This is a genomic window from Allomesorhizobium aridi (genome assembly GCF_043769475.1).
In the GTDB taxonomy this organism is placed as follows: Bacteria; Pseudomonadota; Alphaproteobacteria; order Rhizobiales; family Rhizobiaceae; genus Allomesorhizobium.
Window position 1 is genome coordinate 4,621,827 of sequence record NZ_CP171729.1, and the last position, 25,382, is coordinate 4,647,208.

Below are 25,382 nucleotides of genomic sequence, written 5' to 3' on the forward strand. Positions count from 1 at the left end.
CGTGTCCTTTATGATCTTCGTCCCTGCCCTATAGGGCCGGAGAGCGCCTTCCTTCCCCAGTTTTTTTGGCTGGCAGCAAAAGCGGGATAGGCTATCGCAGCAGCCTGTTCGCTGCGGTTTCGGCCATCGCATCGGCGAGGCTGAGACGCCATTGCGAGCGGCAATAGGCGCGGAAGTCGAAGCAGGGCAGGCCCGGACAGATCTCGAATTCGATGAGGTGCACAGTGTCGTCCTCCTCGACGCGGAAATCGAGCGAGAACACGTCGCGCAGGCCGAGCGCCTGCATCAGCCGGTCCGCGATCCTTCTGATCCTTTCATCGGCGAACGGTTGACTGTCGGCCACGGACGTTAACTCCGGCTCTGCATAAGAGCCCTGCGCCTTAGCGCTCGCGCCGGTGTCGCCATAAAGCGCGAGGCTGTCTTCCATAGTCTGGAAGTCGCCACCTGAATGGACGAAGGCGACGCCCAGCGCTTCGACGCCGGTTTCTGCTGTCAGTCCGAGAAAGCTCGCCCTGACATTGCGACCCTCCACATAAGGCTGCACGACGACATCGTCGCGGTAGGCGGAAAAAACCCGGCGGCTGAGTTCCAGCGCATGGTCCAGGTTCTGGCAGCGCGAATCCGGCCAGATGCCGATCTTGGCGCCGAGCCTGTTCGGCTTGACGAACCAGCCGGCAGCCGAGGCCGGAGGCTCCACCAGCCAAATTCCATCGCGCGCCAGGCCGCTCGGCGGCACCGGCAGGTCGAGCGGCTGCAGCACCGCGCCGGAGCGGAACTTGTCCTGGCAGAGCGCAAACAGCGAATCGTCCGCACCGATCGTCGGCAATCCGTTGAGGCGGGCAAGTGCCGGTCCAGCGCTGCCGCGGAAATAGGCGACGCCGTCGCTCAGCGTCCAGACAATTGAGCGTCCCGGATCGCAGCGCGGCAGTGTCGCCGAAGCCTCGTCGAGCTCCACTGGCATGAAGTCCAAGCCGCGCGCAGCACAGGCATGCGCGATCTCGTCGAACTCGAGCGCAAGATCGGTGCACTGCGCCAGATAGGATGAGATCTCCAGCGCCTGCCGCCCGGCGAAACCTTGGGTCGCCAGCCGTGTGCGGCAGGCTGCTTCCGGTTCGTAGATCAGCACCAGTCGCGGCCGCGCCATGTCGTTTCAGATCGACACTTTCGGCTCGAAGCGGCCGCGTACGGGCAAATCGATGAGGAAGGTCTTGCCCGCATGCGGGTCGGCGAGGCGCGCTTCAGCGTCTAGGCCCTTCCACGCCGAGGTCACGACCAGCCGCGCCGCATCGGGGCCGGCGAAGGCCGGGCAGGAGGACTGGCTGGCTGGAATCGAGATCGACCGCAAACGCCTGCCTTCGGGCGACCAGGCGTCAACGGAGCCTGCGCCCCAGCGCGCGTTCCACAGCACGCCGTCGGCGTCGACCACGGAGCCGTCGATCCAGCCTTCCTGGCCGCGCCAGTCGAGGAAGACGGCCGGCTCGCCCGAAGGCATGCCGGTCAGTGGATCGCAAGCGACCCGGAGGAGCAGGCCGGACGGCGTGTCAGTGAAATAAGCGATCGCGCCGTCGGGAGAGAAGCAGATCGAATTGGGGATCGCGATATCGGGGTAGAGCAGGCGGATCTCGCCGGCGCGGAACCAGTAGATCGCGCCTGTTTTGGGCCCCTCGTCCTTGGGCATGGTGCCGATCCACATCGACCCGGACGGGTGCACCCGCGAATCGTTGGAACGCGTCAGCGTATTGTCGGCTTCGAGCGGCGTATGGAGCGTCAGCGCGCCGGTCCGTACGTCGCGTAGATAAAGCCCGGTCTCGGCGACCAGCAATTGCCGGTCCGCATCGACGAAGGCGATGGCGCTCGCCATAAAGGGCAGGTCGTGCGCGATGGTGGCGCCGTCTAGAAACGCCTTCTCCATGAGCTTGCGGCCGACAATGTCGAACCAGAACAGCTTGCCGCTGCCGGGATCGTAGGACGGTCCCTCGCCGAGTTCGCAGGCGACATCGGAGAAGATCGAGACGGCGGGCTCAGCCATGGGACGACCGCACGAAGGCGGCGCGCCAGGCGCTGACCGCGGCCGCCGCGCGCTCACGCACCGCCGCGACGCTCATGCCGGGCGCAAACAGGCTGGAGCCGAGCCCGAATGTGCGCACGCCGATCTTCGCATAGTCGACGAAGTCCTTGTCCGAGACGCCGCCGACAGCGCCTACAACCGCGTCGGCCGGCAGCACCGCCATGATGGCGGCGATGCCCTTCGGCCCAAGCGCGCTGGCCGGGAAGAATTTCAGCGCCGACGCGCCGAGGCGCAGCGCCTGAAAGGCTTCGCTTGGCGTGAACACACCGGGCATGGTGACAAGTCCATGATGTGTGGCGCGATGCATGACGGCGGCGTCGATGTTGGGGCTGACCAGCAGCCGGCCGCCGGCATCGGCGAGACTGTCCACCTGCTCGGCGGTCAAAACCGTGCCGGCCCCGAGCAGCGCTGAAGACGGCAACGCCGACACGATGCGCTCGATCGAAGTGAACGGGTCGGGCGAGTTGAGCGGCACTTCGATCGCCTCGATGCCCGCCTCGTAGATAGCCGAGGCCATGTCGACAGCCTCTTCGGGGCGCAGGCCGCGCAGGATCGCCACCAGGCCGTGGGCGAGCTTTGGAAAGGGCGCGCGTTCGGTCATGCCGTCGCTCCTGCAGGCTCGGCCATGCCGAGATGGCGCGCCGCGGCGTAAAGGCCGGCACGCACCGCCTCGTCAGCCTCGACTGGCCGGATTTCGATACCCGCAAGGCCGAGCGCCGCCTCGTAGAGCGGGCGCAGAGCCCCTGACGCGACTAGGACGACCGGCGCTCCGGGCCTAGTGAAGCGGCGAGACGCGGAAGCGACTTCCGCGCCAATGAGCAGGCCGGACAATGCGGCCGCCGCCTGGTCGGCCTGAAGGTCGAGCAGCAGGGTCGAGGCGCGGATGCGGAAAAGTCGGGCGCTGACATCGCCAGGTTCGGACAGGCTGTCCTGGCACCAGCGCCGGAAGAGCGGGTCCGTTGCGGAGACGGCATGCGACTCCGCGCCAAGCGAGTGGCTGAGGATCGAGTGGCCTGCCAGCACGGAGAAGAGCTCACCGGTCATGTAGGTGGCGAAGCCGGCGATGGAGCCGCCGGAGATCTCAACCCATTTGGAATGCGTGCCCGGCATGCAGACAATATGGGTATCTGAGCCGAGCAGGCTGGCGATGCCCGCAAGCTGGGTTTCCTCGCCGCGCATCACATCGGGTGAAGCCGGATCGCGCTGGGCGACGCCAGGCAGGATGCGGATATCGCGCTGCGAACCGGGGATGGAGGCTGCGCCTGCGAATATACCCTGCATGGAAGCGGGGACGGCGACATAGGGCGCCTCGACCCAGCCCTGGCGCGAGCCCGCCATGCCGCAGATGATCGCGGGCAATTCGGCCGGCGCGCCCATGGCGGCAAGATGTCCTTCGAGGATGCGCGCAAAACCGTCCGGCCGGGCGGCGAGCATTCCCTCGTCGCTGCGGCGTTCGGCCAGCACGCTGCCGGCCTCGTCGAGCAGCCAGATACGCAGGCGCGATGTTCCCCAGTCGACGGCGGCGATGCGGGCCCTCACAGGTAGCCACCATCGACGATCAGCGTCTGCGCCGTCAGCATGAGAGAAGCGTCCGACGCCAGGAACAGGCAGGGGCCGACCATATCCTCGGGCTTCATCACCTCGTGGATGCACTGCTTGGCGACATGCGCCGAAAGCGCCTCGTCGGTGACCCAGTGCGTGCGCTGGCGCTCGGTGATCACCCAGCCCGGCGCGATCGCGTTGACGCGGATGCCGTCCGGGCCGAGCTTTCCGGCAAGGCCCTTGGTCAGTCCAATGATGCCTGCCTTCGCCGCGGTGTAGGACGGCATGTCGGGATGGTTGATGAGGAAGGAGGTCGAGGTGAAATTGATGATGGAGCCGCGGCCGGCCTCTTTCATGCCCGGCGCGACCGCCTGGGCGGTGAAGAAATGCGGGCGCAGGTTGATCGCCTGGTTCTCGTCCCAAAACTCGGGGGTGACGTCCGCGACGGCATGGCGCTGGTCGAAGGCGGCATTGTTGATCAGCACCGTCACCGGACCATGCGCGGCTGCCGCGCGGGCTACGGCCGCGCGCAACGCCTCGACATCGCGCAGGTCGCATTTCAGGAACAGCGGCCGCGCGCCAGCGCTTTTCTCGACCGCGTCGCACAGCGCCTCGCTGGCCGTTTCGGCGATGTCGATGAAGGCGACCTTGCAGCCCTGCAGGGCGAAGCCTTCGGTGAGTGATGCGCCTATGCCCGATCCGCCGCCGGTGATGAGGACCGATACGCCTTTGAGGTCGGGAAATCTGGCCGATGGCATCATGTGGACATGTTCCGTGCGCTGCGCCGCTGGTTTAGCAGAAACGCAAGCCGGTTCAAGGCGACGATGTGCGGAGCCTAGATCGCCTTGGCGCGCGATGCGCCGCGGAAGGAATCGCGGAGGTAGCCGAGCGTGGCGTCGGCATCGACCGGCTTGCCGAAGAAATAGCCCTGCCCGCCGCCACAGCCGAACTCAACCAGCCTGTCGGCCTGGGCCTCCTGCTCGATGCCTTCGGCGACCACCTCCATGCCGAGGCCTTCGCACATGGCGAGGATGGCGCGGATGATGTGCTCCGATGGCCGGTCGTCGAGGATGGAAGACACGAAGGCGCGGTCGATCTTGAGCTTGTCGAAATGGAATTCGCGCAGGCGTCCGAGCGAGGACTGGCCCGTTCCGAAATCGTCGAGCGACACCCGGATGCCGCAGCGGCGCAGGTCGTCGACGATCTTCTCCGCCGAGGCAGGGTCGGTCATCAGGCCGGTTTCGGTGATCTCGATCTCGAGGCGGCGCGGGTCGAAGCCGGTCCGGTCGAGGATAGCCAGAATGTGCAGGCCGGTGTTCTGGTCGACAAGCTGCGAGGGCGACAGGTTGAACGACAGGAAAAGATCGCTTGGCCAGTTGCGGGCAGCCTCCGTCGCCTTGCGCAGCACCAGCTGCGACAGCGGTCCGATTATGCCGCGTTCCTCGGCGATCGGAATGAAAACTGCTGGCGAAACGAAGCCGAGATCGCGGTCGGTCCAGCGGGCCAGCGTTTCGAAGCCGATGGTGCGGCGGTCTTTCAGGTCGACGATCGGCTGAAAATGCGGCTCCACTTCGCCCGCCGAAACGGCGCGGCGCAGCGCCTGCTCGATGCGGGTCACGCGTTTGGCCGCTTCCTCCATTTCGCGCGTGTAGACGACGACGCGCCCGCGGCCCGAACGCTTGGCGTGGTAGAGAGCGGTCTCGGCCTTGTTGACCAGCACTTCCGTCGTCTCGTCGCCGGAAGAAAACAGCGAGCAGCCCACCGACGCGGACAGCCTGGCGGTGCGCTCGCCGACATCGTAGGGCGCCGACAGTATCTCGATCAGCATCCTGGCCTTTTCGGCGGCGGCTTCCTCGGAAAACACCATCGGATAGAGAAACGCGAATTCGTCGGCCCCTATCCGGGTCACGGCGGAATGCCCGTCCATGGACGCGCGCAGGCGCATGGCGACCTGCACCAGAATGTCGTCGCCCGCTTTGCGGCCGAAAAGATCGTTGATCGGCTTGAAGCCGTCGAGATCGAGAATGCCGACGGTGAAGGGCGCCGGATCTTCGGCGCGATCACTGATCAGACGGTCGACCTTGTCGAAGAATCGCCGGTCGTTGCCGAGACCGGTGAGCGGGTCGGTGAAGGCAAGATCGGAGTTGTCTCTGGTCTGGCCGAGGCCGAACGGGGGCTTCATCTGTATTCCTGGCGTTCACAATGTGCCGAGACCATGGCAGCAAACCGTTTAGGAAGCGTATCCCGGGCAGATGCGTTTTGGTCGCAAATGCCGTCTTGCACTGACGCTGGGTCAGGCGAATTCAGTTCCGGGCTCGCACCCGGTAAAGCCGGAGCGGCTGGTTGGCGCTAGTGTCGACTAGCTCCAGCCAATCCGGCGCATCGCCATTGAGGAGCATCGCTAGAAATCCATCGGGCGATTCCTTGGCGTAAATCCCGCTCTCCGTGTTGGCGGGGCAAACGGCGACTAGGCCGACCTGATGGTGCTCGATAATCGTCCGCGCCTCATCGGGGGAGCCTGTGTGCGCGTCGAGAGCCAGCCTGTAGCCCTCTACATTGCGGTGATATGGGCCGGAAAGAGACCGGTGTTCGCTGTAGGCTAAAATCGGCGAGCCGAGATTGGAGATCGCAAGAACCATTGCTTCCGGCAATTGGGCCAGCGCCGCATAGTCCTGGCGGCGTTCGCAATACCCGGCGGCCGGGTCTTCTGCCGCGTTTGGTGCATTTCGTTCCAGAGCGACGGCGGCGGCCGCCGCCGCGCCGGTCCAACTCGCATTCAGCGAAACGAGCCACACGGCGATCATCTTGGCCGAAACCCATGCCGAGCGGCTGACCTCCGCCCGCTGCCGCCAGGTTGCTATCCAGGCCGACAGCGGAATGACCGCGAAAGCGATGGAAAAGGTCGAGCCCCGCACCTGCCAGACGCTGACCGCGAAGGCGGCGGCGAGAACCGCGCCGACAAGAATGTCGGGCCGGCGCCAATGCCTGCCGCGAAGCGAAACCGCCATCCAGACAAGGCCGATAAGCGGCGTCGTGTAGCGTGCGATGACCGCGCCGGGCTCGGAAGCTATCAGCGTGAACAGAGACTTGGCTTCGGACACATGGTCGAGCCAGTCCTTGCGCAGCCTTTCGTCAAGCATGGAATAGGGATCGGAGATGCATTGCGGGAAAACCAGAAGCAGGACCGCGCCGACCGCGCCGCCAAGCAGACCCAGCGAGATCAGCCGCCGGGCACGCGTCGGGCTCGCGGCTTCGATCGAAGCGACCGCGGCAAGCCCGAGGCCGGCGAGCGCCGCAACCGCGAACTGCACGACCGAAAAGGCGTCGCACTGCGCGACCGCCCAGCTGGAGGCCGGAACGGTGACGAGGAACGCCAGCGCCGCGACGCCGGCAAAGCCCAGTCCGAAATTTCTGGCGATTTCCGCATCACCCTTGCCGCCGAATAGGAACAGCCCGGCCACGCAGAGGCCGATTACGGCGACGTAGGGCGCGGTCTCCATGCCGACCGCCAGCATCAGGGCGGCGCAGGCGCCGGAAAGCAGCGCCGCCGGCCGTATTCCGGGCGCTTCAACCAGCAGACACAGGCTGGCAGACGACAGCATGAGCTGCACATTGTGGTGGTCGAGTGCGCCGGGCGCGTAGACGCCGATGAAGTGCAGGGCGGCGGCGCCGATGACGACGGAGGGCAGAACCGCCGGCTCGCCGCCGAAGAGGCGCGAGACGCGCACGATGAAGAAAAGCGTAAGGCAGAAAAGTAGGGCGGGCCACAGGATTTGCGCCGCGGTTTCGGCAATGGCCATGCTGCCGGTGAGGGCCGATCCGGCGATGATGATGGCAGCGATAGGCCCGTCAACCAGACGCGACCAGTGCATGGCAAAACCGCCTTCCGGGCCCATGCGGTCCTGGTTGAGGTCGAACCAGCCCTGCCCGCCTATCAGGTCGCGAACCTGGACGAGGCGCATCAGGCTGTCATTGTCGCCGCGAAAATTGACGAGCGTCTCGAAACCGCCGACCGCATGCAGGGCCAGCACCACGATCGTCGCGATCACGGCCAAGCCGATTTCGGTTTTCAGGCCGGTCGCGGCCGGACGGTTCTCTGCATTCATGGATAGGGTACCCCAGCCCGCCTGTTGAGCGAATCTACGGCAACGGCTTCAACAAACGGTAAATCCGGTGATTTCCGCCCCGGCTATCGGCCGGGGGCGGCCGCAGCGAAGGCCCACCGCGACGACAGCAGGTAGCTGGCGACGCTAGACGCCACGGTGATCGCGACGGACATGGCAAGCGGCGGCATCTGCAGATAGATCACCAGAACATGGGCAAGGCCGCCCGACATCAGCGCACATCCCACCTGGATGATGAAATAGCGCGGCAAAGCGTGGCTGTGGCGATGTCGTGCGCCGAACGTCCAGGCCCGCTGCGCCGTGTAGGCGACCGCGAACGCCGTCGCGTAGGCGACGACGCTGCCAGCGAAGGGCGGCGTCCCCATCGTCACGAGCACATAGGACAGCACGACCATGATCGCCGCGGCGCCGATGCCGACCACCGCGAACCGGACATGCTGCGCGCCAAGCGCAGTCCGGAACCGGGCGCTCACGGAGCGTCTTCCGGCGTCTGGCCGGCCGCGCACTCGCTTCTGCGCTTCACCGGGATTTCCAGCACTCCGAGCAGGAAAGCGGAGAAGAACACCTGCAACGCGATGACGATGAGCGTCAGGCCAAGCACAACCACGCGGGGAATCTCCGGGCTAAGCAGCGGGCCGAAGCCGAGGCTAGCCCAGGAAAGTATGGCGTATCCGAAGAACATCGCGCCCGCCAGAAGCAGGATGCCGGCATTGATGGCGAGCCGGTCGGTGCTGACATGCCGCATCAGCCAGTCCGACCGGGTATTGCTGGGCAGGATGCCTGTGATCTCGGCGTAATAGCGCGACAGAATGCCGAACGTGACGAGCTGGACGCCCGTGACGATCATGAAACACGCCGCCACGAAGGTGTTGAGGTCGAGCGACAGATTGTCGGCGAGATAGAGCGGGCCGAAGAAAAGTAACATGGAGAGCAGCACGCCCAGGCCGCAGAGTGACAGGCCTGGAATGACGAAGAGCCAGCGCGGATTGTACATAAGCAGGAATTTCAGGTGCCGCCAGCCGTCGCGCCATGTCTTCAGATGAGGCGCCCGGCTACGGCCATCCGGCTTCAGCGTGGTCGGGACCTCTTCCGTACGCAGGCCGGCAAGCGCGCTACGCACCACCATCTCGCTAGCAAATTCCATGCCCGTGGTGCGCAAGTTCAGGCCTCTTATGCTTGCGGTGTTGAAGCCGCGCAGGCCGCAATGAAAATCGCCGAGATCGATCCTGAAGAACAGCCGGCCGAGATAGCTCAGCACCGGATTGCCGAGATACCTGTGCAGCGCCGGCATGGCGCCGGCTTCGATGCCGCCCCTGAAGCGGTTGCCCATGACCAGTTCGGCGCCGCCGCGCAGGCGCGACAGGAAGGCGTCAAGTTCACTGAAATTGTAGCTGTCGTCGGCGTCGCCCATCACCACGTAGCGCCCGCGGGCCGCCGCTATGCCGCCGAGCAGTGCCGCGCCGTAACCCTTCTGCGGCACCGGCACGACCCGCGCGCCGAGACCCGTCGCGATCCGCTGCGACCCGTCCGTGCTGCCGTTGTCGGCGATCAGCACCTCGCCGGAGATGCCTGCCCTGCACAGGAAATCCTGCGCCTTTCCGATGCAGACGGCGATCGTCTCCGCCTCGTTCAGGCACGGCATCAGTATGGTCAGTTCCATTTCGCCCGCTGTGCTGGCGTTTATCGGGGTGACGGCGTTCATCGCGGCCTCGGGTCTGCCTTCGGCGCGTCCGCGCCGGATTCTTCGGGTCACGCATAACCAACAATGATGTTTTCCGCGTTAACGCCTGTGTCGGCGCGAGGTTCGGCCCGGCCGCTTGCCGGCGCCCGCCATTGATGCTGGGTTCAAAATGTCTCGATTGGCAGGCCGCGGCCAAGCCTGTACATGCTCTTGGCTAGAACCGCCTACCGCCGGAGATCGTCGATGCCGCTCAATATCGCCTTGCAGATGGACCACATATCGACCGTGTCGATTGCCGGCGACACCAGCTTTGCGCTTGCGCTCGAAGCGCAGCGGCGCGGGCACAGGCTGTTCCACTATACGCCCGACCGGCTGTCGATGATCGGCGGCAAGGTGTTTGCCCGCATCGAGGAGCTTCAGGTACGCGACGAGAAGGACAACCACTTCACGCTCGGCGAACCTTTGCGCACCGATCTTTCGGCAATAGACGTGATCCTGCTTCGCCAGGATCCGCCCTTCGACATGAACTACATAACCACGACGCATATTCTGGAGCGCATCCATCCGAAGACGCTTGTGGTCAATGACCCGGCCTGGGTACGCAACAGCCCGGAAAAGATCTTCGTCACCGAATTTCCCGACCTGATGCCGGAAACGCTGATCACCAAGGACGTGCGGGAAGTGGACGCGTTCCGCCGCGAATTCGGCGACATCATCGTCAAGCCGCTCTACGGCAATGGTGGCGCCGGCATTTTCCACCTGCATGAGGCAGACCGCAATCTCGCCTCCCTGCTCGAAATGTTTGCCCAGATGTTCCGCGAACCGTTCATCGTGCAGCGCTACCTCAAGGAAGTGCGTGCCGGCGACAAGCGCATCATCCTGATCGACGGTGAAGCCGTCGGTGCGATAAACCGCGTGCCGGCTGAGCACGATTCCCGCTCCAACATGCATGTCGGCGGCCGCGCCGAGAAAACCGCGCTGACCGAGCGCGAGCGCGAAATCTGTGCTCGCATCGGCCCGTCGCTCAAGGAGCGCGGCTTCGTCCTCGTTGGCATCGACGTCATCGGCGACTACATGACCGAGATCAACGTCACCTCGCCGACCGGTATACGCGAGGTCAAGAGGTTCGGCGGCGCCGACATCGCCGCGTTGTTCTGGGACGCCGTGGAAGACAAGCGGCGCTGACCGGCGGCCGAGGCTAGTGTTTGCATCGCCACATCATGCCGAGACCGGCTGCATCTAAAGCGTGCAATTGTTCCTGTCTTGTTCTTGCTTTGGTCTGGCGATTATATATTTGACAAACCCAATTCCCTAACGTAAGTTGATGGAACGTTGAGGGAACCAACCATGTCCGTCCTGTCGAAGCCCTACTTCCATAACGAAGCCGCCGCCTTCGAGCATGTCGAGGCGATGCTTTGGCCGCAGGGTCCGGTCTGCCCGAAGTGCGGTTCGATGGACAAGCACTACAAGCTGGTCGGCGTCCGCTCCAAGGCTTCCAAGAAGCACCCGGAAGGCGTCGACCGCCACGGCCTCTATAAGTGCGCCGCCTGCCGTTCGCAGTTCACCGTCCGCATGGGCACGATTTTTGAGGAAAGCCATTTACCGCTGCACAAGTGGTTACAGGCAATCCACCTTATGTGCTCCAGCAAGAAGGGCATCAGCAGCCATCAGCTTCACCGCGTTCTGGAATGCACCTACAAGACCGCGTGGTTCCTGTCGCATCGCATCCGCGAAGCCATGCGCTCGGATGACTTCACGCCCATGGGCGGCAACGGCAAGACGGTTGAGGTTGACGAAACCTACATTGGCCGTCTGGCTGACGTTCCGGTCAACAAAGGCACGGCGCACAAGAATATCGTTCTGACGCTTGTCGAGCGCGGCGGCATCGCCCGTTCCTTCCATATCGACACCACGGCGGTCGCCCGCGTCGTTCCCATCGTCAACGCAAACATCGCCAAGGAAAGCGCGTTCATGACCGACGAAGCCCGCCAGTACGTCACGGTCGGCAAGACGTTCGCCATGCACGGTTCTGTCGAGCACGGCAAAGGCGAATACGGCAAAGCTGGCGGAGTCAACACGAACACCGTCGAAGGCTTCTATTCGATCTTCAAGCGCGGCATGAAGGGCGTTTACCAGCATTGCGCCGAACACCACCTGCACCGCTATCTGGCTGAATTTGACTTCCGCTACTCCAACCGAACGGCCATGGGCGTTGAAGATCAGGAGCGCGCGGCCCGTGCGCTCAAAGGCTTCGTTGGCCGTCGCCTCACCTATCAACAGCCTGCTTGAAACGAAGGCAAAGTACCGACGAAAGCCGGTGCAGCTATCGCTTCCACTCTGGAAATATTCGAAACGGAAGCGGAACAAGCCTTAATTTCCAAAGGCTCCGAATTTTGTGGAAACCCCGAATCAGGTGCGCTATATTATGGGTGCGAGTGACACGGTGAATCTCCATGCCGTAGCCCGCCCATAACGCAGGTGGCGCGGGTGCCATGTGAGGGATTAGCTTTGGAGTCCTCACCTCGCAAATAAAGGGGCGCTTCGGTGCCCCTTTTACTTTTGTGGCCGTACCAGTCGGCCCTTCTTAAGCCGCCGCACGTATTCATCGTTCCGAATTTTGTGGAAAGTCGAGATCCAAATTTCGTGGCGCTCCGATGTCGTTTTAACCGCCAGATGGAAAATCTTTCCGAAAACATTCTGGTCGTCATAGAAAAACGACAGAGCGCCATTTCGGTCTTGGACCACAGCACCTAGATCGGCGGCGATTGGTATCATCGGCATCTGGAATGCTGTGAGTTTGTGCTTAAATACAAGCTTTGGTGCTACGCCGGGATGAATGAGGATTCTGTCCTCTTTCGCGCCCAAAAGGTTCACAAACTCAGGAGCCAGGCGACAAACCCGGATAGGCTCCAGGAAATCGCCATTGGCGAAACGATGCCACTCAAGAGGGCCAAGAATTGACAAATACCAAACCCGCCGAACCGACTCAGATCGACAAGTTTAAATCAGCCGCTCGCGAACTGGAAACCGACCAGTCCGAGGAAGCGTTCGATCGCGCGTTGAAGAAGATCGCTAGGCCCAATTCGAGGGAAGCCGCCGACAGGCGTGCAGTTGATGAGGCCAAGACGGCGCGCGCAAAGAAGATCGCGAAAGCGCCGCCGAAGGATGACAAGCCGAAGAAGGCCGCGACCTAGTGCTTACGCGGCTTCTCAATTTGAACAGGCACTAGCGCCGAAAGTGCCAACTCCGCAAACGATGGCGGAAGGTCACCCTTAGCTACCTTGCCTGACAAGTAGCCCTTGAACTTGCCCCCTTCGAGGTATTCGTCCTGCAGCCATTCCCTGTATGCGCCAAGCGCCGGGAGCGGGTAGCACCAAGATTCCTGCGGGTTCGACTTCGATTGAGGATGGTCGTCGGGGTAGCGGTGCGGGTACTTCTGGCGTGGACCGTACAGCTCAGAAAGATTGTGCTCTTCCCAGTATTTCGACCAATGCTGGCCAATCGAGATGTCTACGACGAACTTCTCACCAATCTCGGCTCCCGCCACGATCAACTCGTAAATGACGGTGTGGGCTTCATTGAAAACATGAAAATGACCCTTCGGCGCGGATTGGTGGTTCAGCGCTAGCCGCTCATGCCACTTGGCGAAGCGGTCCTTTCCATGCTGCGACGCGGGATCATAGCCGACCTGACTGTAGATCATCTCACGTAAGCGGGAACCGGCGAGAATGCGGTAATTATCGCGCGCCTTCTCCGAAACGTTCACGCCCGCATCGATGGCGTAGTATTCCATGATCGCGAGACTGACATCGGTCGGATAGCAGTAGTGCGTCACGCCCTTATGCACGACTTCAATGTGAGCGGTCGGCGGCACCTTTCCCACCTTTGCGAGGATGGCTTTTATGCGCTGAATACGCGGTTTTTGATCGACCTCGTTCCACAGGCTGCTGATCGTCCCAATATGCGCGTTCTGAACGTCGCAAAGGGCGGCCAAACCACGCTGGTTGAGATAGGGGGTTCCGTCCGACAGGACACCCATAACAATGCCGTCAATCTCGCGTTCTCGCGCGATAGCCAGCGGCAAACTGGGCTGATTTCCTTTCACGTCATTTTTGGAGATCTTCTGCGATAACGCATTGATTTTAACTGTCATTTAGGTGATTTCCTCACGCCCAATCGACTCAATCGTCGATCCCCTTTGACGCAAGGTAACACAACTTTAGCGATTCGTGATACAGTGAGAGTTTCCCTCGAATAGCTAGATTCGATACACGCCCTGATAGGTGCTATGGTCCCTTCCTTTGGGGAGGGAAGGGCAATGGCAGTCTATATCGTCACCTATGATCTCAACGCGCCGAAGAAGGACTATGCACCGCTTCTGGCTGCGGTACGAAAATACATCCACTGCTACGCGCTAAAATCGGCTTTCTTCATCGACACGGTGGAAACCGAAATGACGGTCGCCACCAAGCTGATGAAATTGGTCGATGCCAATGACTCGCTTTACGTCATGGAAATCTCGCAGCGCTGGGCGGCTAATCGGAAGATGGCATGCACGGAATGGCTGACGAGTGCGGCGCGATCTTGGGGGAAGAAGTCGTAGCCACCCCGTAGGGCATCCCGTCCACATGAACTAACAGCCCAAGCGCCTTCGCTATGTAGTGGAGGATCGTGAGTTTCATCGTTCTTGCTCCTGTGCTGGAATTGAAAACGGCCCGCCTTGTGGAAGGGCGAGCCGTCTATGTTTCAGCGCTGGTCGTGACCATAGCGCCGGTGCTGGGTTTGTCAAATATATAATCGCCTTTGGTCTGAAAACTATGCTTGTCTGACGCAGGGTCATTCGTGATCGGGCTGCGGGGCGCAGCCTGCTTTGGGGGACGGCATGGTTTCGCGCGTACGCACTGTTGCGTTCCAGGGCATCGAGGCCGTTCCCGTCGACGTCCAGGTCATGATTGCACCGGGCAAGGTCAACATGCACATCGTCGGCCTGCCGGACAAGGCGGTGGCCGAAAGCCGCGAGCGGGTGCAGGCGGCGCTGCATGCCTCGGGCCTCTCCATGCCCTCCAAGAAAGTGACCGTCAATCTGGCGCCGGCCGACCTTCCGAAGGAAGGCAGCCACTACGATCTGCCGATAGCGCTAGGGCTGATGGCGGCGCTCGGCGCGATACCCGGCGATGCATTGGCGGGGTACGTCGTTCTCGGCGAACTGTCGCTCGACGGCACCATAACCGCCGTCTCAGGCGCGCTGCCGGCCGCGATCGGCGCCAATGCCGACGGCAAGGGACTGATCTGCCCGGCGGCATCCGGGCCCGAAGCCGCCTGGGCCGGCGCCGATATCGACATTCTGGCGCCGCGCAGCCTCATTGCCATCGCCAATCATTTTCGCGGCACCCAGGTCCTGACGCGGCCGGTGGCGAGCGTGCATGCGCCCGCCCGTGACCTGCCTGATCTCGCCGACATAAAGGGCCAGGAAACCGCCAAGCGGGCGCTCGAGGTCGCCGCGGCCGGAGGCCACAATCTGCTGATGGTCGGCCCACCCGGCTCAGGCAAATCGATGCTGGCGCAGCGCCTGCCGTCAATCCTGCCGCCGCTCAGTCCGCGCGAACTCCTGGAAGTTTCGATGATCGCTTCGATTGCGGGCGAGCTCAGCGGCGGCAAGCTCACCGACCGGCGGCCTTTCCGCGCGCCGCATCATTCCGCGTCGATGGCGGCGATGGTGGGCGGCGGCCTGCGTGTGCGACCCGGCGAAGTGTCCCTGGCGCATAACGGCGTGCTGTTCCTCGACGAGTTTCCGGAGTTCTCGCCGCAGGTGCTGGATTCGCTGCGCCAGCCGATAGAGGCGGGCGAGTGCATGATCGCGCGCGCCAATCACCGCGTCACCTATCCGGCGCGCATCCAGCTCATCGCGGCGATGAACCCGTGCCGCTGTGGCATGGCCGGCGAGCCGGGCTATCGCTGTGCGCGAGGGCCGCGCTGCCTGACGGATTATCAGGCGCGTATTTCAGGCCCGCTGCTTGACCGCATCGACTTGCGCATCGAAGTTCCCGCCGTCTCGGCATCCGACATGATCCGGCCGGGGAGGGCTGAGGCGAGCGAAACAGTCGCGGCGCGCGTTGCGATGGCGCGCGCCATCCAGCAGGAGCGGTTCGCGCGGCTTTGCCCACGAGCGCCGACCACCAACGCCCATTGCCCGACTGCGACGATCGAGGAGATTGCGGCGCCCGACGCGCATGGCCTGGCGCTGTTGCGCGACGCCAGCGAAAAACTCGGCTTTTCCGCCCGCGCCTACCACCGGGTGCTGAAAGTCGCGCGGACGCTCGCCGATCTCGATGCGAGCGAGACGGTCGGCCGTATCCATCTGGCGGAGGCGATCTCCTACCGCATCGCCGGCGAGAGGCTGGCGCAGGCGGCTTAGCTATCCCTCCCCACAAGGGCCTGTTGCGCAATTCCGGCGTTCGCAAATGTTCCTGAAACGTCCTGGAATCTTTTGGAGAACATCCCAGAATCGGAGCGGGAAAACGTCGTCCGGTTTTGGAATTGTGCAACAGGCCCCACAAGGGGGAGGGATCGTCAGCGTCACGTTCCAATCATATGCGATTGCCCTGCCTTGAGGGGGTAGTCGAATTTGGAAAGATGCGTCCTTCGAGGCTCGCTGCGCTTGCACCTCAGGATGAGGAAGGCTGAGCAGAGGCGATCCCGGAGCCCTCACGGTGAGGTGTGAGCCCCAAGGACCGCCTGGCAAAAAGGCGAGCTTCGAATCACAGGCGACAAGCGCCATGTCAAAACTACCCGTCGGCGCGCACCTGCTGGCGCTGCGAGCCAAGCCCTTCGATGCCGAGTTCGACCACGTCGCCAGCCTTGAGATAGCGCGGCGGCTTCATGCCCATGCCGACGCCGGGCGGCGTGCCGGTGGAGATGACGTCGCCAGGCAGCAGGGACATGAACTGGCTGAGATAGGAGACGAGGAAGGCCGCGCCATAAACCATGGTCTTGGTCGAGCCGTCCTGCATCGTCTCGCCGTTGACCTTCAGCCACATAGGCAGGTTCTGCGGGTCCGGCACCTCGTCTTTGGTCACCAGCCACGGGCCGGTCGGGCCGAACGTGTCGCAGCTCTTGCCCTTGGTCCACTGGCCCTGCCGCTCGGCCTGGAAGGCGCGCTCGCTGACGTCGTGGACGACGCAGTAGCCGGCAACGTGGTCCAGCGCCTCGGCCTCGGAGACATATTTGGCTTTCCTGCCGATGACGATGCCGAGTTCGACCTCCCAGTCGGTCTTCTGCGAGCCGCGCGGGATCAGGAGATCGTCATTCGGGCCGACGATCGCCGAGGTCGCCTTCATGAAGATGATCGGCTCCGGCGGCACGGTCGCGCCGGTCTCGGCGGCGTGGTCGGAATAGTTCAGGCCGATGCAGATGAATTTTCCGGTGCCCGCAACGCACGGGCCAAGGCGCTGGCTGCCGTCGACCAGCGGCAGGGTATTGGAATCAAGGCGCGCCAGGCTTTCGAGCGATGCCGGATCGATCGCCTTGCCGGCGACATCGGCTAAATGCGCCGACAGGTCGCGGATATTTCCATCCGCGTCGATCATGCCCGGCCGCTCGTTTCCGGCCTCTCCGTATCGAACCAGTTTCACATCAAACTCCTTTGGGATCAGATCGTCATGCCGCCGTCGACGGCATAGGCTTGGCCGGTAGTATAGGTCGCACCGGCGAGATAGACGGCGAGGTCGGCGATTTCCTCGGGCGTGCCTAGGCGGCCCATCGGCTGGCGCGCGATGAAGGCCGCGCGGGCCTGTTCATAATCGCCCTGCGCCCGCATCCGGCCTTCCAGCGACGGGCTCTCGACCGTGCCGGGGCAGATGGCGTTGCAGCGTATGCCCTGGCCGACGAAATCGGCCGCGACGGACTTGGTCAGGCCGATCACGGCGGCTTTGGTCGTGGAATAGGCGAAGCGGTTCGGCACGCCCTTCATGCTCGAAGCGACCGAGGCCATGTTGATGATCGCCCCGCCGCCGCGCGCGATCATGCCGGGCAACACGGCGCGGATGGTCCGCACCATGGATCTCACATTGAGGTCGAAGGCAAAATCGAGATCGCCCTCCTTCATGTCCAGGATCGAGCCGGCATGGACGAAGCCGGCGCAGTTGAACAGCACGTCGATGCCGCCGATATCGGCCAGCGCCGCGGCGACGGCATTGTCGTCCAGGACATCCAGCCTGCTGACGGATATGCCGTCCTCGCGCCCAAGCTCGCCGAGCAGCTTCTCGTTGATGTCGGTGGCGTGCACCTGGGCGCCGGCGCGAGCGAAGGCGAGTGCGGTCGCGCGGCCTATCCCTTGCGCCGCTGCGGTCACCAGAACCGTCTTGCCCGCCAGATCTCCCGTCATCGCAATTCTCCGCACGCGGTGGCAGAGCCCGGCGGGCTCCCAAGTTTCGGCGCATCAACTCGTTCGGCAGGTTCGCAGCGTTCGCCCGCGGACCCCGGTTCGGGCCCATGCTCTAGTTTCTCCGCGGCGGCCCGTCAACGCGACCGAGGCCGCCGCGAGGAAATCCGTTGCTCCGCGCGACGGATTTTTTCGTGGTCCAGCCTTGCGGCCGCCGGTTCGGCAACGGAGGGCGCGCCGGCATCCCGCAAGCGCTACACTTGGCATATGATGCGCGCGAAGAAGCGGTCGCGCGGATTGTATTGCGGCCGGAAGCCGGAGAATTTCTGGTCCATGACTTTCAGCGATGTCACGCCCTCGATCGGAAATGTGCGGAAACCGATGCCGCTGCCGCCGGCCGTCTGGACCGCCGAGAGGACGAGGTCGTCATGCTCGTCGTAGCCCAGGATGAAAGGCTCCGCGATCCTCGCCTCACCCTTGTAGGTGAAGGAAAGCAGACGGCGTTGCGCGATGGCTCCGCAGATCACATCGACAACGGCCATTTGCGCCTCCCTCGACCCGTGGGATTACGCCACGCCCGACTCGCTCACACCGCGGCGCGAAGCATCGACGCTCCACGCGCCCGGTCCCGCGACGAACAGATAGAGGTAGATGAAGCAGTACAGGATCGCGGCATCACCCATATTGTTGACGGGGAAGAAGTTCTGCGGCGCATGCGCCATGAAGTAGGCGACGGCCATGAAGCCTGACAGGATGAACGCCACCGGCCGCGTCAGAAAGCCGATCAGGATCAGAAAACCGCCGAACGCCTCCAATATGGCGGTGACCAGCGTCATGCCGTCCAATCCGCCGGCTCCGCCCTCCATGGACGGCGGGAATCGATCAGCTTCTGCGTGCCATGCTCGATGAACAGCAACGCCGTCATGATGCGCAGCACGCCAAGCGCGTACGGCTGATAGCGGAAGAGATTGTCAAGCATTGCAGGTCGCCTCCTTCGGAACGGTTTTCCGCGAGTCAGCCCGCCGCACTCACCCGGACGAGGCGATATATGGCAAGGCTCGCTGAAAAGGACAGGCCGGACGCAACGCTCCGCCCGCCGGCACGTCAGCCGACGAAGGCGCGCTCGACGACGAAGGCGCCGGGATGGCTCAAGGAGCCCTCGACGAAGCCGAGGCTTTCGACCAGTTCCTTGGCGTCCTTCAGCATGTGCATCGAGCCGCAGATCATGACGCGGTCGGTCTCGGGATCAAGCTTCTCGATGCCGAGGTCCGCATAGAATTTGCCCGAGCCGATCAGCGCGGTGATGCGGCCCATGAAGTCGGACGGCTCGCGCGTCGTCGTCGAATAGAGCGTGACGCGGCCGGCGGTCAGTTCGCCGATCAGCGGATCGTTTTCGAGCTCGCCATAGAGTTCTTGGCCGTACCCCAGTTCGGCGATGTCGCGGCAGGTGTGCGTAAGAATGACCTGATCGAATTTGTCATACGTCTCGGGGTCGCGCAGGAGGCTGGCGAAAGGCGCGATGCCGGTGCCGGTGGAGATCATGAACAGCCGCTTGGCCGGCGTCAGCGCGTCGACCACCAGCGTGCCGGTCGACTTCTGGCGCATCAGCACCGTGTCGCCCGGGACGATTTTCTGCAATTCCGAGGTCAGCGGGCCGTCCGGCACCTTGATCGAGAAGAATTCGAGCTCGTCGTCCCAGTTCGGGCTGGCCACCGAATAGGCACGGAACACCGGCTTCTCGGCATTGGGCAGGCCGATCATGACGAACTCGCCCGAGCGAAAGCGCAGCGACTGCGGGCGGGTGATGCGGAACGAAAACAGCCGGTCGGTATAGTGCTTCACCGACACCACCGTTTCGGCGTAAACATTGGCCGGGATCGGAAACCCGAGCGGCTTTGCCTCGTTGATGTTCAGGGCTGCTGCAGTATTCATGAACCCAAAGCCTTGTCTTGACGGCAAAATCTTGCCGCTGCGCCGCTAAGCCTTTCGGCCGGGGCGCTGCCAAAAATCCCGAAGCGGGAAACTCTTGTCTAGCAAACTTATTAGTGTACAAACGATATTCAGGTCAAGATAGCGGTGGGAAACACTCTTCCAAACTGCGCCGCATCCTTAGTCCGGGCATTTCGGGTTTGGCGCATGGCTGAGAATTTTCCGGCAAACGGGGGCGGAATCGTCGCCGGCATCGATGTCGGCGGCACCTTCACCGACCTTTTGCTGATCGACGGCCGCAGCGGCGGCAAGGTGCATATCGCCAAGACGCCGACTACCGTCGACAACCAGGCTTTTGGGGTGGTGGCCGCACTTGCCGACACCGGCTTTCCGGTCGCAGACATCGACCTCATCGTGCACGGCACGACGACCACCACCAACGCCGTGCTCGAGCGCCGGCTGGCCAAGACCGGCATGATCACCACGCGCGGTTTTCGCGACGTGATAGAACTCGGCCGCCGCACGAGACCGCAGGCCTACGGCATGACCGGCACCTTCGTTCCCGTCATTCCGCGCAATCTTAGGCTGGAAGTTTCCGAACGCGTCGAAGGGTCCGGCGCGGTGCGCGTTCCGCTCGACGAGGAAGAGATGCAGACAGCGGTGTCACAACTGCTCGAAGCCGGCTGCGAATCCCTCGTCATCCATTTTCTCCACTCCTATGCCAATCCGGAACATGAAAAACGGGCGGCCGAGATCGCCGCCGAACTCTGGCCGAACGGCTACATCACCACCGGCCATTCGCTGCTTTCGGAGGCGCGCGAATTCGAGCGCGGCGTTACCGCCGCCGTCAACGCCTCGGTGCAGCCGATCCTGGAGCGCTATGTCGAGCGGCTGCGGCGGGAACTGGAGGCGCGCGGCTATGCCCGCGACTTCCTGATCATGAACGGCAATGGCGGCATGATCTCCGCCCGTTTCGTCACCCGGGAATCGGCCAAGACCGTGATGTCGGGGCCAGCCTCCGGGGTGATCGCGGCGGCCTATACCGGCAGGCGCGCCGGCTACGAAAACCTCGTCACCTACGACATGGGCGGCACCTCGACCGACGTCGCGCTGATCCAGAATGCCGAGCCGGCCGTCTCCAACGAGACCGAGATCGAATACGCTATGCCGATCCACGTGCCGATGGTCGCCGTCCATACGGTCGGCGCCGGCGGCGGCTCGATCGCGCGCGTCGACGCCTCGGGCCTGATCCAGATCGGCCCGGAAAGCGCTGGCGCCAATCCCGGCCCGATCTGCTACGGCCGCGGCGGAACCGAACCGACGATCACCGACGCCAACCTGGTGCTCGGCCGGCTCGATCCGAAGAAACTGCTCGCCGTCGACAACCCGGTCACGGTCGACCATGTCCGCGCGATCTTCGAGGAGAAGATCGGCGCGCCGACGGGGCTTTCCGGCGTGGAAGCTGCCGGCGCGGTGCTGCGCCTAGGCAACATAAAAATGGCCGGCGCGATCCGCATGGTGTCGGTGTCGCGCGGCCACGATCCGCGCGATTTCGCGCTGTTCGCCTTCGGCGGCGCCGGGCCGCTGCACGCAACCGCCCTTGCCCGCGAGCTCGGCCTGCCGAAAGTGCTGGTGCCGGCCCGGCCCGGCATCACCAACGCGCTCGGTTGCGTCGTCGCGGATCTGCGCCACGATTTCGTCAATACCGTCAACCAGCCGGTGGCCACCGTTGATGAAGCGCGTATCCGTGAGATATTGGAACGGCATCGCGCCGAGGGCGCGGCGCTGATCGCCAAGGAAGCGGTGCAGCCGGAAACAATCCGCTACAGCCATTCCGCCGACATGCAGTTTGTCGGCCAGACCCACATTCTCAACGTGCCGCTGCCCTCGGCCAATCCTGGCCGCGACCTGCTGCAGCGCCTGTTCGAAGAGGCCTATTTCGCTCGCTTCAAGGTCGAGCTGCCGGAAATCCGCGCCAATCTGGTCAATCTCAACACCTCCGTCATCGGCGTTCGGCCGGCGGTCGACCTGTCCCGGCTGATCGACCCGGACGGACGCCGCGACACGCTGAATGGTGCTCTGAGCGAGATCCGGCCGGTCTGGTACGATGAAAGCTGGCACGACACGCCGGTCTATGCCCGCGAAAAACTGCCGCTCGACGCGGTGATCGCCGGGCCGGCGATCCTGGAGCAGATGGACGCGACGACGGTGCTGGAACCCGGCGACTGGGCCACGACCGACGCGGACGGGAATATTGTTATCGAGGTTGGGAGATGAGCGGCTGTCAAAGGCAAGCTTCGATACCGAAGGCGCGCAGAACCCCCTCTCCGTCTCGGGCTTCGCCGGAGCCACCTCTCCCCCGCTACGCAGGGGCGAGGAACCGCTGCCGCGATGCGGCCGCGAGCTTCTCATGGCTTGGGTTCCCCGCCCCTACAACGTGGGGGAGAGGTGGATCGGGCGAAGCCCGAGACGGAGAGGGGGGTTTCGCCCCGTCCGGTCACGTTGACACCGAAGTTCACGACGGCAGGGCGTGACAGTATGACCCCCCTCGACGCCATCACCCTCTCCGTCATCCAGGCCGCGCTGCAGCAAACCTGCGACGAGATGGATCTCACGTTCTCCCGCGCCGCCTTCTCGCCCGTCATTGCCGAGGCCAACGATCGCTCCGACGGCATCTATTCGGCCGAGGACGGTTCGCTGATCGCGCAGGGATCGCAAGGCCTGCCGGTGTTCGTCGGCGTGATGCAGTATTCGACGAAGACACTGATCGAGATGATCGCCGACGGCCGCTGTTTGCCGCCCGAAGAAGGCGACATCTACATCGTCAACGACCCCTACCTCGGCGGCACGCACCTGATGGATGTGCGCTTCGTCATGCCGGTCTGGCGCGGCGGAAAGATCTTCTGCTGGCTGTCCAACACCGGACATTGGCCCGATATCGGCGGCTCGGTGCCGGGCGGGTTTTCCGCCTCGGCGACGGCGGTGGAGCAGGAAGGGCTGAGGCTGCCGCCGGTAAAACTGTTCAAGCGGAAAAAACTCGATCCGGAAATCTACGCGATCATATGCTCCAACATCCGCGTTGCCGACCAGCGCATCGGCGACATCCGCGCCCAGGCCGCCGCGCTCTATGTCGGGCGGGAGCGGCTCTTTGCCATCTTGGATCGTTACGGAGACGAAACTGTTGTCGCGGCGATTTCCGAGCTGAGAAAACGCGCCGCCGAGCAGATGCGAGCGCATATCGCGCCCATCCCGGACGGCGTTTACCGGTCGAAAGCATTCGTCGATTCCGATGGCGTCGTCGACCAGCCGCTGACGATCGCGCTGTCTGTGGAGAAGAGTGGCGACACGCTCTCCTTCGATTTCTCCGGATCCAGCCCGCCCTGCATCGGCCCGATGAACAGCGTACTCGCCACCACGCTGTCCTCCGTCTATCTCGCCATGCGCCACATCTTTCCCGACGTGCCGATCAGCGCCGGCGCGTTCGAGCCGCTGATCGTTAAACGGCCGGAAGGCACCTTCCTCGATGCGAAATATCCGCGTCCGGTGTCGGGTTGCGCGGCGGAGGTGTCGCAGCGCATCGCCGAGGCGGTGTTCGCCGCCATGGTCCAGGCGCTGCCGGAAAAAGTCACTGCCGCACCGGCCGGCTCCAGCGGCAATTTCGCGCTCGGCGGCAACGACCCGGCGCGCGGCCGCGACTACGTCATGTACCAGATTTCCGGCGGCGGCTATGGCGGCAATTTTTTCCACGACGGCCTGACAAATGGGTGTTCTACCATCGGCATTTCCAAATCGCCGCCGGTCGAGATCATGGAGCAGGCCTATCCCGTGCTCTACCGCCACTATGCCCTGCGAGAAGGCTCGGGCGGCGCAGGAAAGCACCGCGGCGGCTTCGGCCTCGCCTACGAGGTCGAGATACTGCGCGGCGAAGCGCGAGCATCCTTCGTCATGGATCACGGCCGTACCGGGCCGCAAGGCGCCTGCGGCGGCAAGGACGGCGCGGTCAACACCGTCACCGTTTTCCGCGACGGCAAGGCGCATGTGCCAAAACACCTGTCCAAGGAACAGGACATTCCGCTGAAGGCCGGCGACCGCGTCCGTGTCGGGACCCCCGGCGGCGGCGGCTACGGTGATCCGCTTTTGCGCGACCCGGCGCTGGTGCAGCGGGATGTGAGGTTGGGATATTACACGGCCGAGCAGGCGGCGGAGATGTTCGGGGTGGTGATTGTTGGCTCGGACCTAGACCGGGAGGCGACGAGCAAGCTGCGGGAAGCTTAGCGCCGCCCCCTCACCTGCCTGCCGGCTTCGTCTCCCCGTAAGGACGGGGAGAGGAGCGCAGTTGCCACGCCGGATCTCCTTTCCCTTCCTTACCGGGAGGAGGAAACTCCAATGTTGCCGCCCCCTCTCCCCGTTCTTACGGGGAGAGGGTAAGGGTGAGGAGCAGCACTGACGGCCCAACGGAATCGGCGTTCGCGTCCCCTCACGCAAGCTTCGCCAGCAGCTTCATGAACACCGGAATTTCCTTCGCCGTCAACGGCGACAGTGTCTCCTCGGTGATCTTCTGCGCCAGCGGAATCAGGCGCTCGACCGCTTCGCGGCCTTCCGGGGTCAGGCTGACCAGCAGGCGGCGCTTGTCGACCTCGTGCCTGGTCAGTTCGACGAAGCCACGCGCCTTGAGACGGTCGATCACGCCCTTCACCGTCGCGGCGTCCATGGCGATCAATTGTCCGAGCTGGTTCTGCGAGGTTTCGCCGACATCGCGCAGCTTGGCGAGGGCGGCAAACTGCGGCGGCGTCAGGTCGGCGATATGAGCGGCGAAGATCGAGACATGGCGCTGGTGCGCACGGCGCAGGATGAAGCCGACCTGGTCCTGGAGGCGATAGCCTTCCACGCCGGGCTCGCCGGCGTCGACCAGTTTCAGGATCGCCTCCTCGCCGCTCATCGCAGGCCGTCCCATGCTTTGATGCCGTCGGCCTCCAGCCCGCCCATGCGGTTGTGAATGCGCGGGCCGATCGTCATGGCGAGGCAGAACAGATCTCGTCGGGCCGCGGGCCGTCGCCGACGCCGACCTCCATGGCGTCGAAATGGCTGCGCACGTACGCCGCGTTGATGTGGCCGAGCGGCACGTCGAGCCGCGAGCCGAACGCGCCGACCTTCTTGGCCGAAGGCACGATCGCCTTGGCGTCGCCCAGCCTTTCGCGCATGGCGTAGCCGCCCGGCACGTGCCACAGCGCGCCGTGCTCGAGCTCGCCGGCCGTGCCGACGATTGCGCCCTTGCCGTAGCCGTCGATCGACTTCGGATCGCCGCCAAGCGCCGAAATCAGCCGGTCGGCAAGCATGAGGCCGAGCGGCTTCAGATCGTCCATGGCGCCTTGCAGTTCCTCGACATAGCGGCCCGCAAACGGGTTCTTCACCAGCGCAAGTGCCGCCGCCCGCCGCCGCGGCTCCGCCGCCACCGGCCCACCCTCGTGGAAGATTTCCTCGGTGAGCACGGCGATCTTCCGGATGGGGAATTCAGGCATGGGTTCCTCGTTCTATTTGGTCCGAGACGAACATTTCAGGATATTGCCTTTTGACGCCGCACCTTATGCCCCCTCTCCGCCTCGCTTCGCTCGGCACCTCTCCCCCGCTCCGCACGGGCGAGGAAGCGCTGACCTTCGC

Annotated in this window: 23 protein-coding genes and 2 pseudogenes; 7 read left to right on the forward strand and 18 right to left on the reverse strand. The window is 63.8% G+C overall.

Translation table 11 applies throughout. The features are described from left to right. Positions 1–91: 91 nt before the first annotated feature. The 9 genes from ACG873_RS24880 to ACG873_RS24920 all read right to left on the reverse strand — a co-directional run bounded on the left by ACG873_RS24880 (position 92) and on the right by ACG873_RS24920 (position 9,436). Positions 92–1,144: a D-alanine:D-lactate ligase-like protein gene (locus tag ACG873_RS24880; protein ID WP_394888460.1), complete on the reverse strand. Its 1,053-nt coding sequence runs from the start codon at positions 1,142–1,144 to the stop codon at positions 92–94. 6 nt (positions 1,145–1,150) lie between these two features. Beyond that, entirely contained in the window at positions 1,151–2,029 is an 879-nt protein-coding gene (locus ACG873_RS24885; protein ID WP_394888461.1) for an SMP-30/gluconolactonase/LRE family protein, read from the reverse strand. Continuing rightward, positions 2,022–2,669 carry a 2-dehydro-3-deoxy-6-phosphogalactonate aldolase gene (locus ACG873_RS24890; protein WP_394888462.1) on the reverse strand — a complete coding sequence of 216 codons (648 nt, stop codon included), beginning with the start codon at positions 2,667–2,669 and terminating at the stop codon, positions 2,022–2,024. Before ACG873_RS24890 ends, ACG873_RS24885 begins: the two co-directional genes overlap by 8 nt. Further along, positions 2,666–3,607 (reverse strand): 2-dehydro-3-deoxygalactonokinase, encoded by a 942-nt coding sequence (locus ACG873_RS24895; RefSeq protein ID WP_394888463.1) that lies wholly within the window; start codon positions 3,605–3,607, stop codon positions 2,666–2,668. The genes ACG873_RS24890 and ACG873_RS24895 overlap by 4 nt, the downstream gene beginning before the upstream one ends. After that, positions 3,604–4,371 carry an SDR family NAD(P)-dependent oxidoreductase gene (locus ACG873_RS24900; protein ID WP_394888464.1) on the reverse strand — a complete coding sequence of 256 codons (768 nt, stop codon included), beginning with the start codon at positions 4,369–4,371 and terminating at the stop codon, positions 3,604–3,606. The genes ACG873_RS24895 and ACG873_RS24900 overlap by 4 nt, the downstream gene beginning before the upstream one ends. A 74-nt stretch (positions 4,372–4,445) precedes the next feature. Continuing rightward, positions 4,446–5,792, reverse strand: a complete 1,347-nt coding sequence (locus ACG873_RS24905; RefSeq protein ID WP_394888465.1) for a putative bifunctional diguanylate cyclase/phosphodiesterase — start codon at positions 5,790–5,792, stop codon at positions 4,446–4,448. Positions 5,793–5,913: 121 nt separating this feature from the next. After that, positions 5,914–7,716 carry a GtrA family protein gene (locus tag ACG873_RS24910; RefSeq protein WP_394888466.1) on the reverse strand — a complete coding sequence of 601 codons (1,803 nt, stop codon included), beginning with the start codon at positions 7,714–7,716 and terminating at the stop codon, positions 5,914–5,916. Between the two features lie 83 nt (positions 7,717–7,799). Continuing rightward, on the reverse strand, positions 7,800–8,207 hold the full coding sequence (locus tag ACG873_RS24915; protein WP_394888467.1) for a GtrA family protein: 408 nt from the start codon (positions 8,205–8,207) through the stop codon (positions 7,800–7,802). Continuing rightward, positions 8,204–9,436, reverse strand: coding sequence for a glycosyltransferase family 2 protein (locus ACG873_RS24920; protein WP_394888468.1), 1,233 nt, complete (start codon positions 9,434–9,436; stop codon positions 8,204–8,206). Before ACG873_RS24920 ends, ACG873_RS24915 begins: the two co-directional genes overlap by 4 nt. Positions 9,437–9,658: 222 nt before the next feature. Here ACG873_RS24920 and gshB point away from each other — a divergent pair, with 222 nt between their 5' ends. Together gshB and ACG873_RS24930 are read left to right on the forward strand one after the other, a co-directional pair. After that, positions 9,659–10,600: a glutathione synthase gene (gene gshB, locus ACG873_RS24925; RefSeq protein WP_394888469.1), complete on the forward strand. Its 942-nt coding sequence runs from the start codon at positions 9,659–9,661 to the stop codon at positions 10,598–10,600. A gap of 162 nt (positions 10,601–10,762) precedes the next feature. Further along, on the forward strand, positions 10,763–11,704 hold the full coding sequence (locus tag ACG873_RS24930; RefSeq protein ID WP_394888470.1) for an IS1595 family transposase: 942 nt from the start codon (positions 10,763–10,765) through the stop codon (positions 11,702–11,704). Between the two features lie 264 nt (positions 11,705–11,968). Here the strand turns inward: ACG873_RS24930 and ACG873_RS24935 are convergent, their stop codons facing one another. Next, positions 11,969–12,379, reverse strand: coding sequence for a hypothetical protein (locus ACG873_RS24935; protein WP_394888471.1), 411 nt, complete (start codon positions 12,377–12,379; stop codon positions 11,969–11,971). Here ACG873_RS24935 and ACG873_RS24940 point away from each other — a divergent pair. Then, positions 12,373–12,609, forward strand: a complete 237-nt coding sequence (locus ACG873_RS24940) for a hypothetical protein (protein WP_394888472.1) — start codon at positions 12,373–12,375, stop codon at positions 12,607–12,609. The genes ACG873_RS24935 and ACG873_RS24940 overlap by 7 nt on opposite strands. Here ACG873_RS24940 and ACG873_RS24945 read toward each other — a convergent pair. Further along, on the reverse strand, positions 12,606–13,568 hold the full coding sequence (locus ACG873_RS24945) for a hypothetical protein (RefSeq protein WP_394888473.1): 963 nt from the start codon (positions 13,566–13,568) through the stop codon (positions 12,606–12,608). The genes ACG873_RS24940 and ACG873_RS24945 overlap by 4 nt on opposite strands. Before the next feature lie 165 nt (positions 13,569–13,733). Here ACG873_RS24945 and ACG873_RS24950 point away from each other — a divergent pair, with 165 nt between their 5' ends. Both ACG873_RS24950 and ACG873_RS24955 read left to right on the forward strand, forming a co-directional pair. Then, a complete protein-coding gene (locus ACG873_RS24950) occupies positions 13,734–14,018 on the forward strand; it encodes a hypothetical protein (protein ID WP_394888474.1) in 285 nt (94 codons plus the stop codon). A gap of 279 nt (positions 14,019–14,297) precedes the next feature. Beyond that, positions 14,298–15,830, forward strand: coding sequence for a YifB family Mg chelatase-like AAA ATPase (locus ACG873_RS24955; protein WP_394888475.1), 1,533 nt, complete (start codon positions 14,298–14,300; stop codon positions 15,828–15,830). A gap of 370 nt (positions 15,831–16,200) precedes the next feature. Here the strand turns inward: ACG873_RS24955 and ACG873_RS24960 are convergent, their stop codons facing one another. From ACG873_RS24960 to ACG873_RS24980, 5 genes and pseudogenes are all read right to left on the reverse strand, one after another. Further along, positions 16,201–17,046, reverse strand: coding sequence for a fumarylacetoacetate hydrolase family protein (locus ACG873_RS24960; protein WP_394888476.1), 846 nt, complete (start codon positions 17,044–17,046; stop codon positions 16,201–16,203). Between the two features lie 17 nt (positions 17,047–17,063). Continuing rightward, positions 17,064–17,798: an SDR family oxidoreductase gene (locus tag ACG873_RS24965; RefSeq protein WP_394888477.1), complete on the reverse strand. Its 735-nt coding sequence runs from the start codon at positions 17,796–17,798 to the stop codon at positions 17,064–17,066. Positions 17,799–18,049: 251 nt separating this feature from the next. Then, positions 18,050–18,337: a hypothetical protein gene (locus tag ACG873_RS24970; RefSeq protein WP_394888478.1), complete on the reverse strand. Its 288-nt coding sequence runs from the start codon at positions 18,335–18,337 to the stop codon at positions 18,050–18,052. A gap of 24 nt (positions 18,338–18,361) precedes the next feature. Next, positions 18,362–18,774: pseudogene (locus ACG873_RS24975) on the reverse strand (DoxX family protein). 125 nt (positions 18,775–18,899) lie between these two features. After that, positions 18,900–19,727, reverse strand: a complete 828-nt coding sequence (locus ACG873_RS24980; RefSeq protein ID WP_394888479.1) for a ferredoxin--NADP reductase — start codon at positions 19,725–19,727, stop codon at positions 18,900–18,902. 204 nt (positions 19,728–19,931) lie between these two features. Between ACG873_RS24980 and ACG873_RS24985 the strand changes: the two genes are divergently transcribed. Both ACG873_RS24985 and ACG873_RS24990 read left to right on the forward strand, forming a co-directional pair. Next, the gene (locus ACG873_RS24985) at positions 19,932–22,001 is read left to right on the forward strand and encodes a hydantoinase/oxoprolinase family protein (RefSeq protein ID WP_394888480.1); all 2,070 of its coding nucleotides are present in this window, start codon (positions 19,932–19,934) and stop codon (positions 21,999–22,001) included. Between the two features lie 261 nt (positions 22,002–22,262). After that, on the forward strand, positions 22,263–23,999 hold the full coding sequence (locus ACG873_RS24990; protein WP_394888481.1) for a hydantoinase B/oxoprolinase family protein: 1,737 nt from the start codon (positions 22,263–22,265) through the stop codon (positions 23,997–23,999). 202 nt (positions 24,000–24,201) lie between these two features. Here ACG873_RS24990 and ACG873_RS24995 read toward each other — a convergent pair whose 3' ends face one another. Further along, positions 24,202–24,663 (reverse strand): MarR family winged helix-turn-helix transcriptional regulator, encoded by a 462-nt coding sequence (locus ACG873_RS24995; protein ID WP_394893687.1) that lies wholly within the window; start codon positions 24,661–24,663, stop codon positions 24,202–24,204. Next, positions 24,660–25,243 (reverse strand): annotated as a pseudogene (locus tag ACG873_RS25000) (amino acid synthesis family protein). The gene ACG873_RS24995 and the pseudogene ACG873_RS25000 overlap by 4 nt, the downstream one beginning before the upstream one ends. Positions 25,244–25,382 lie beyond the last annotated feature (139 nt).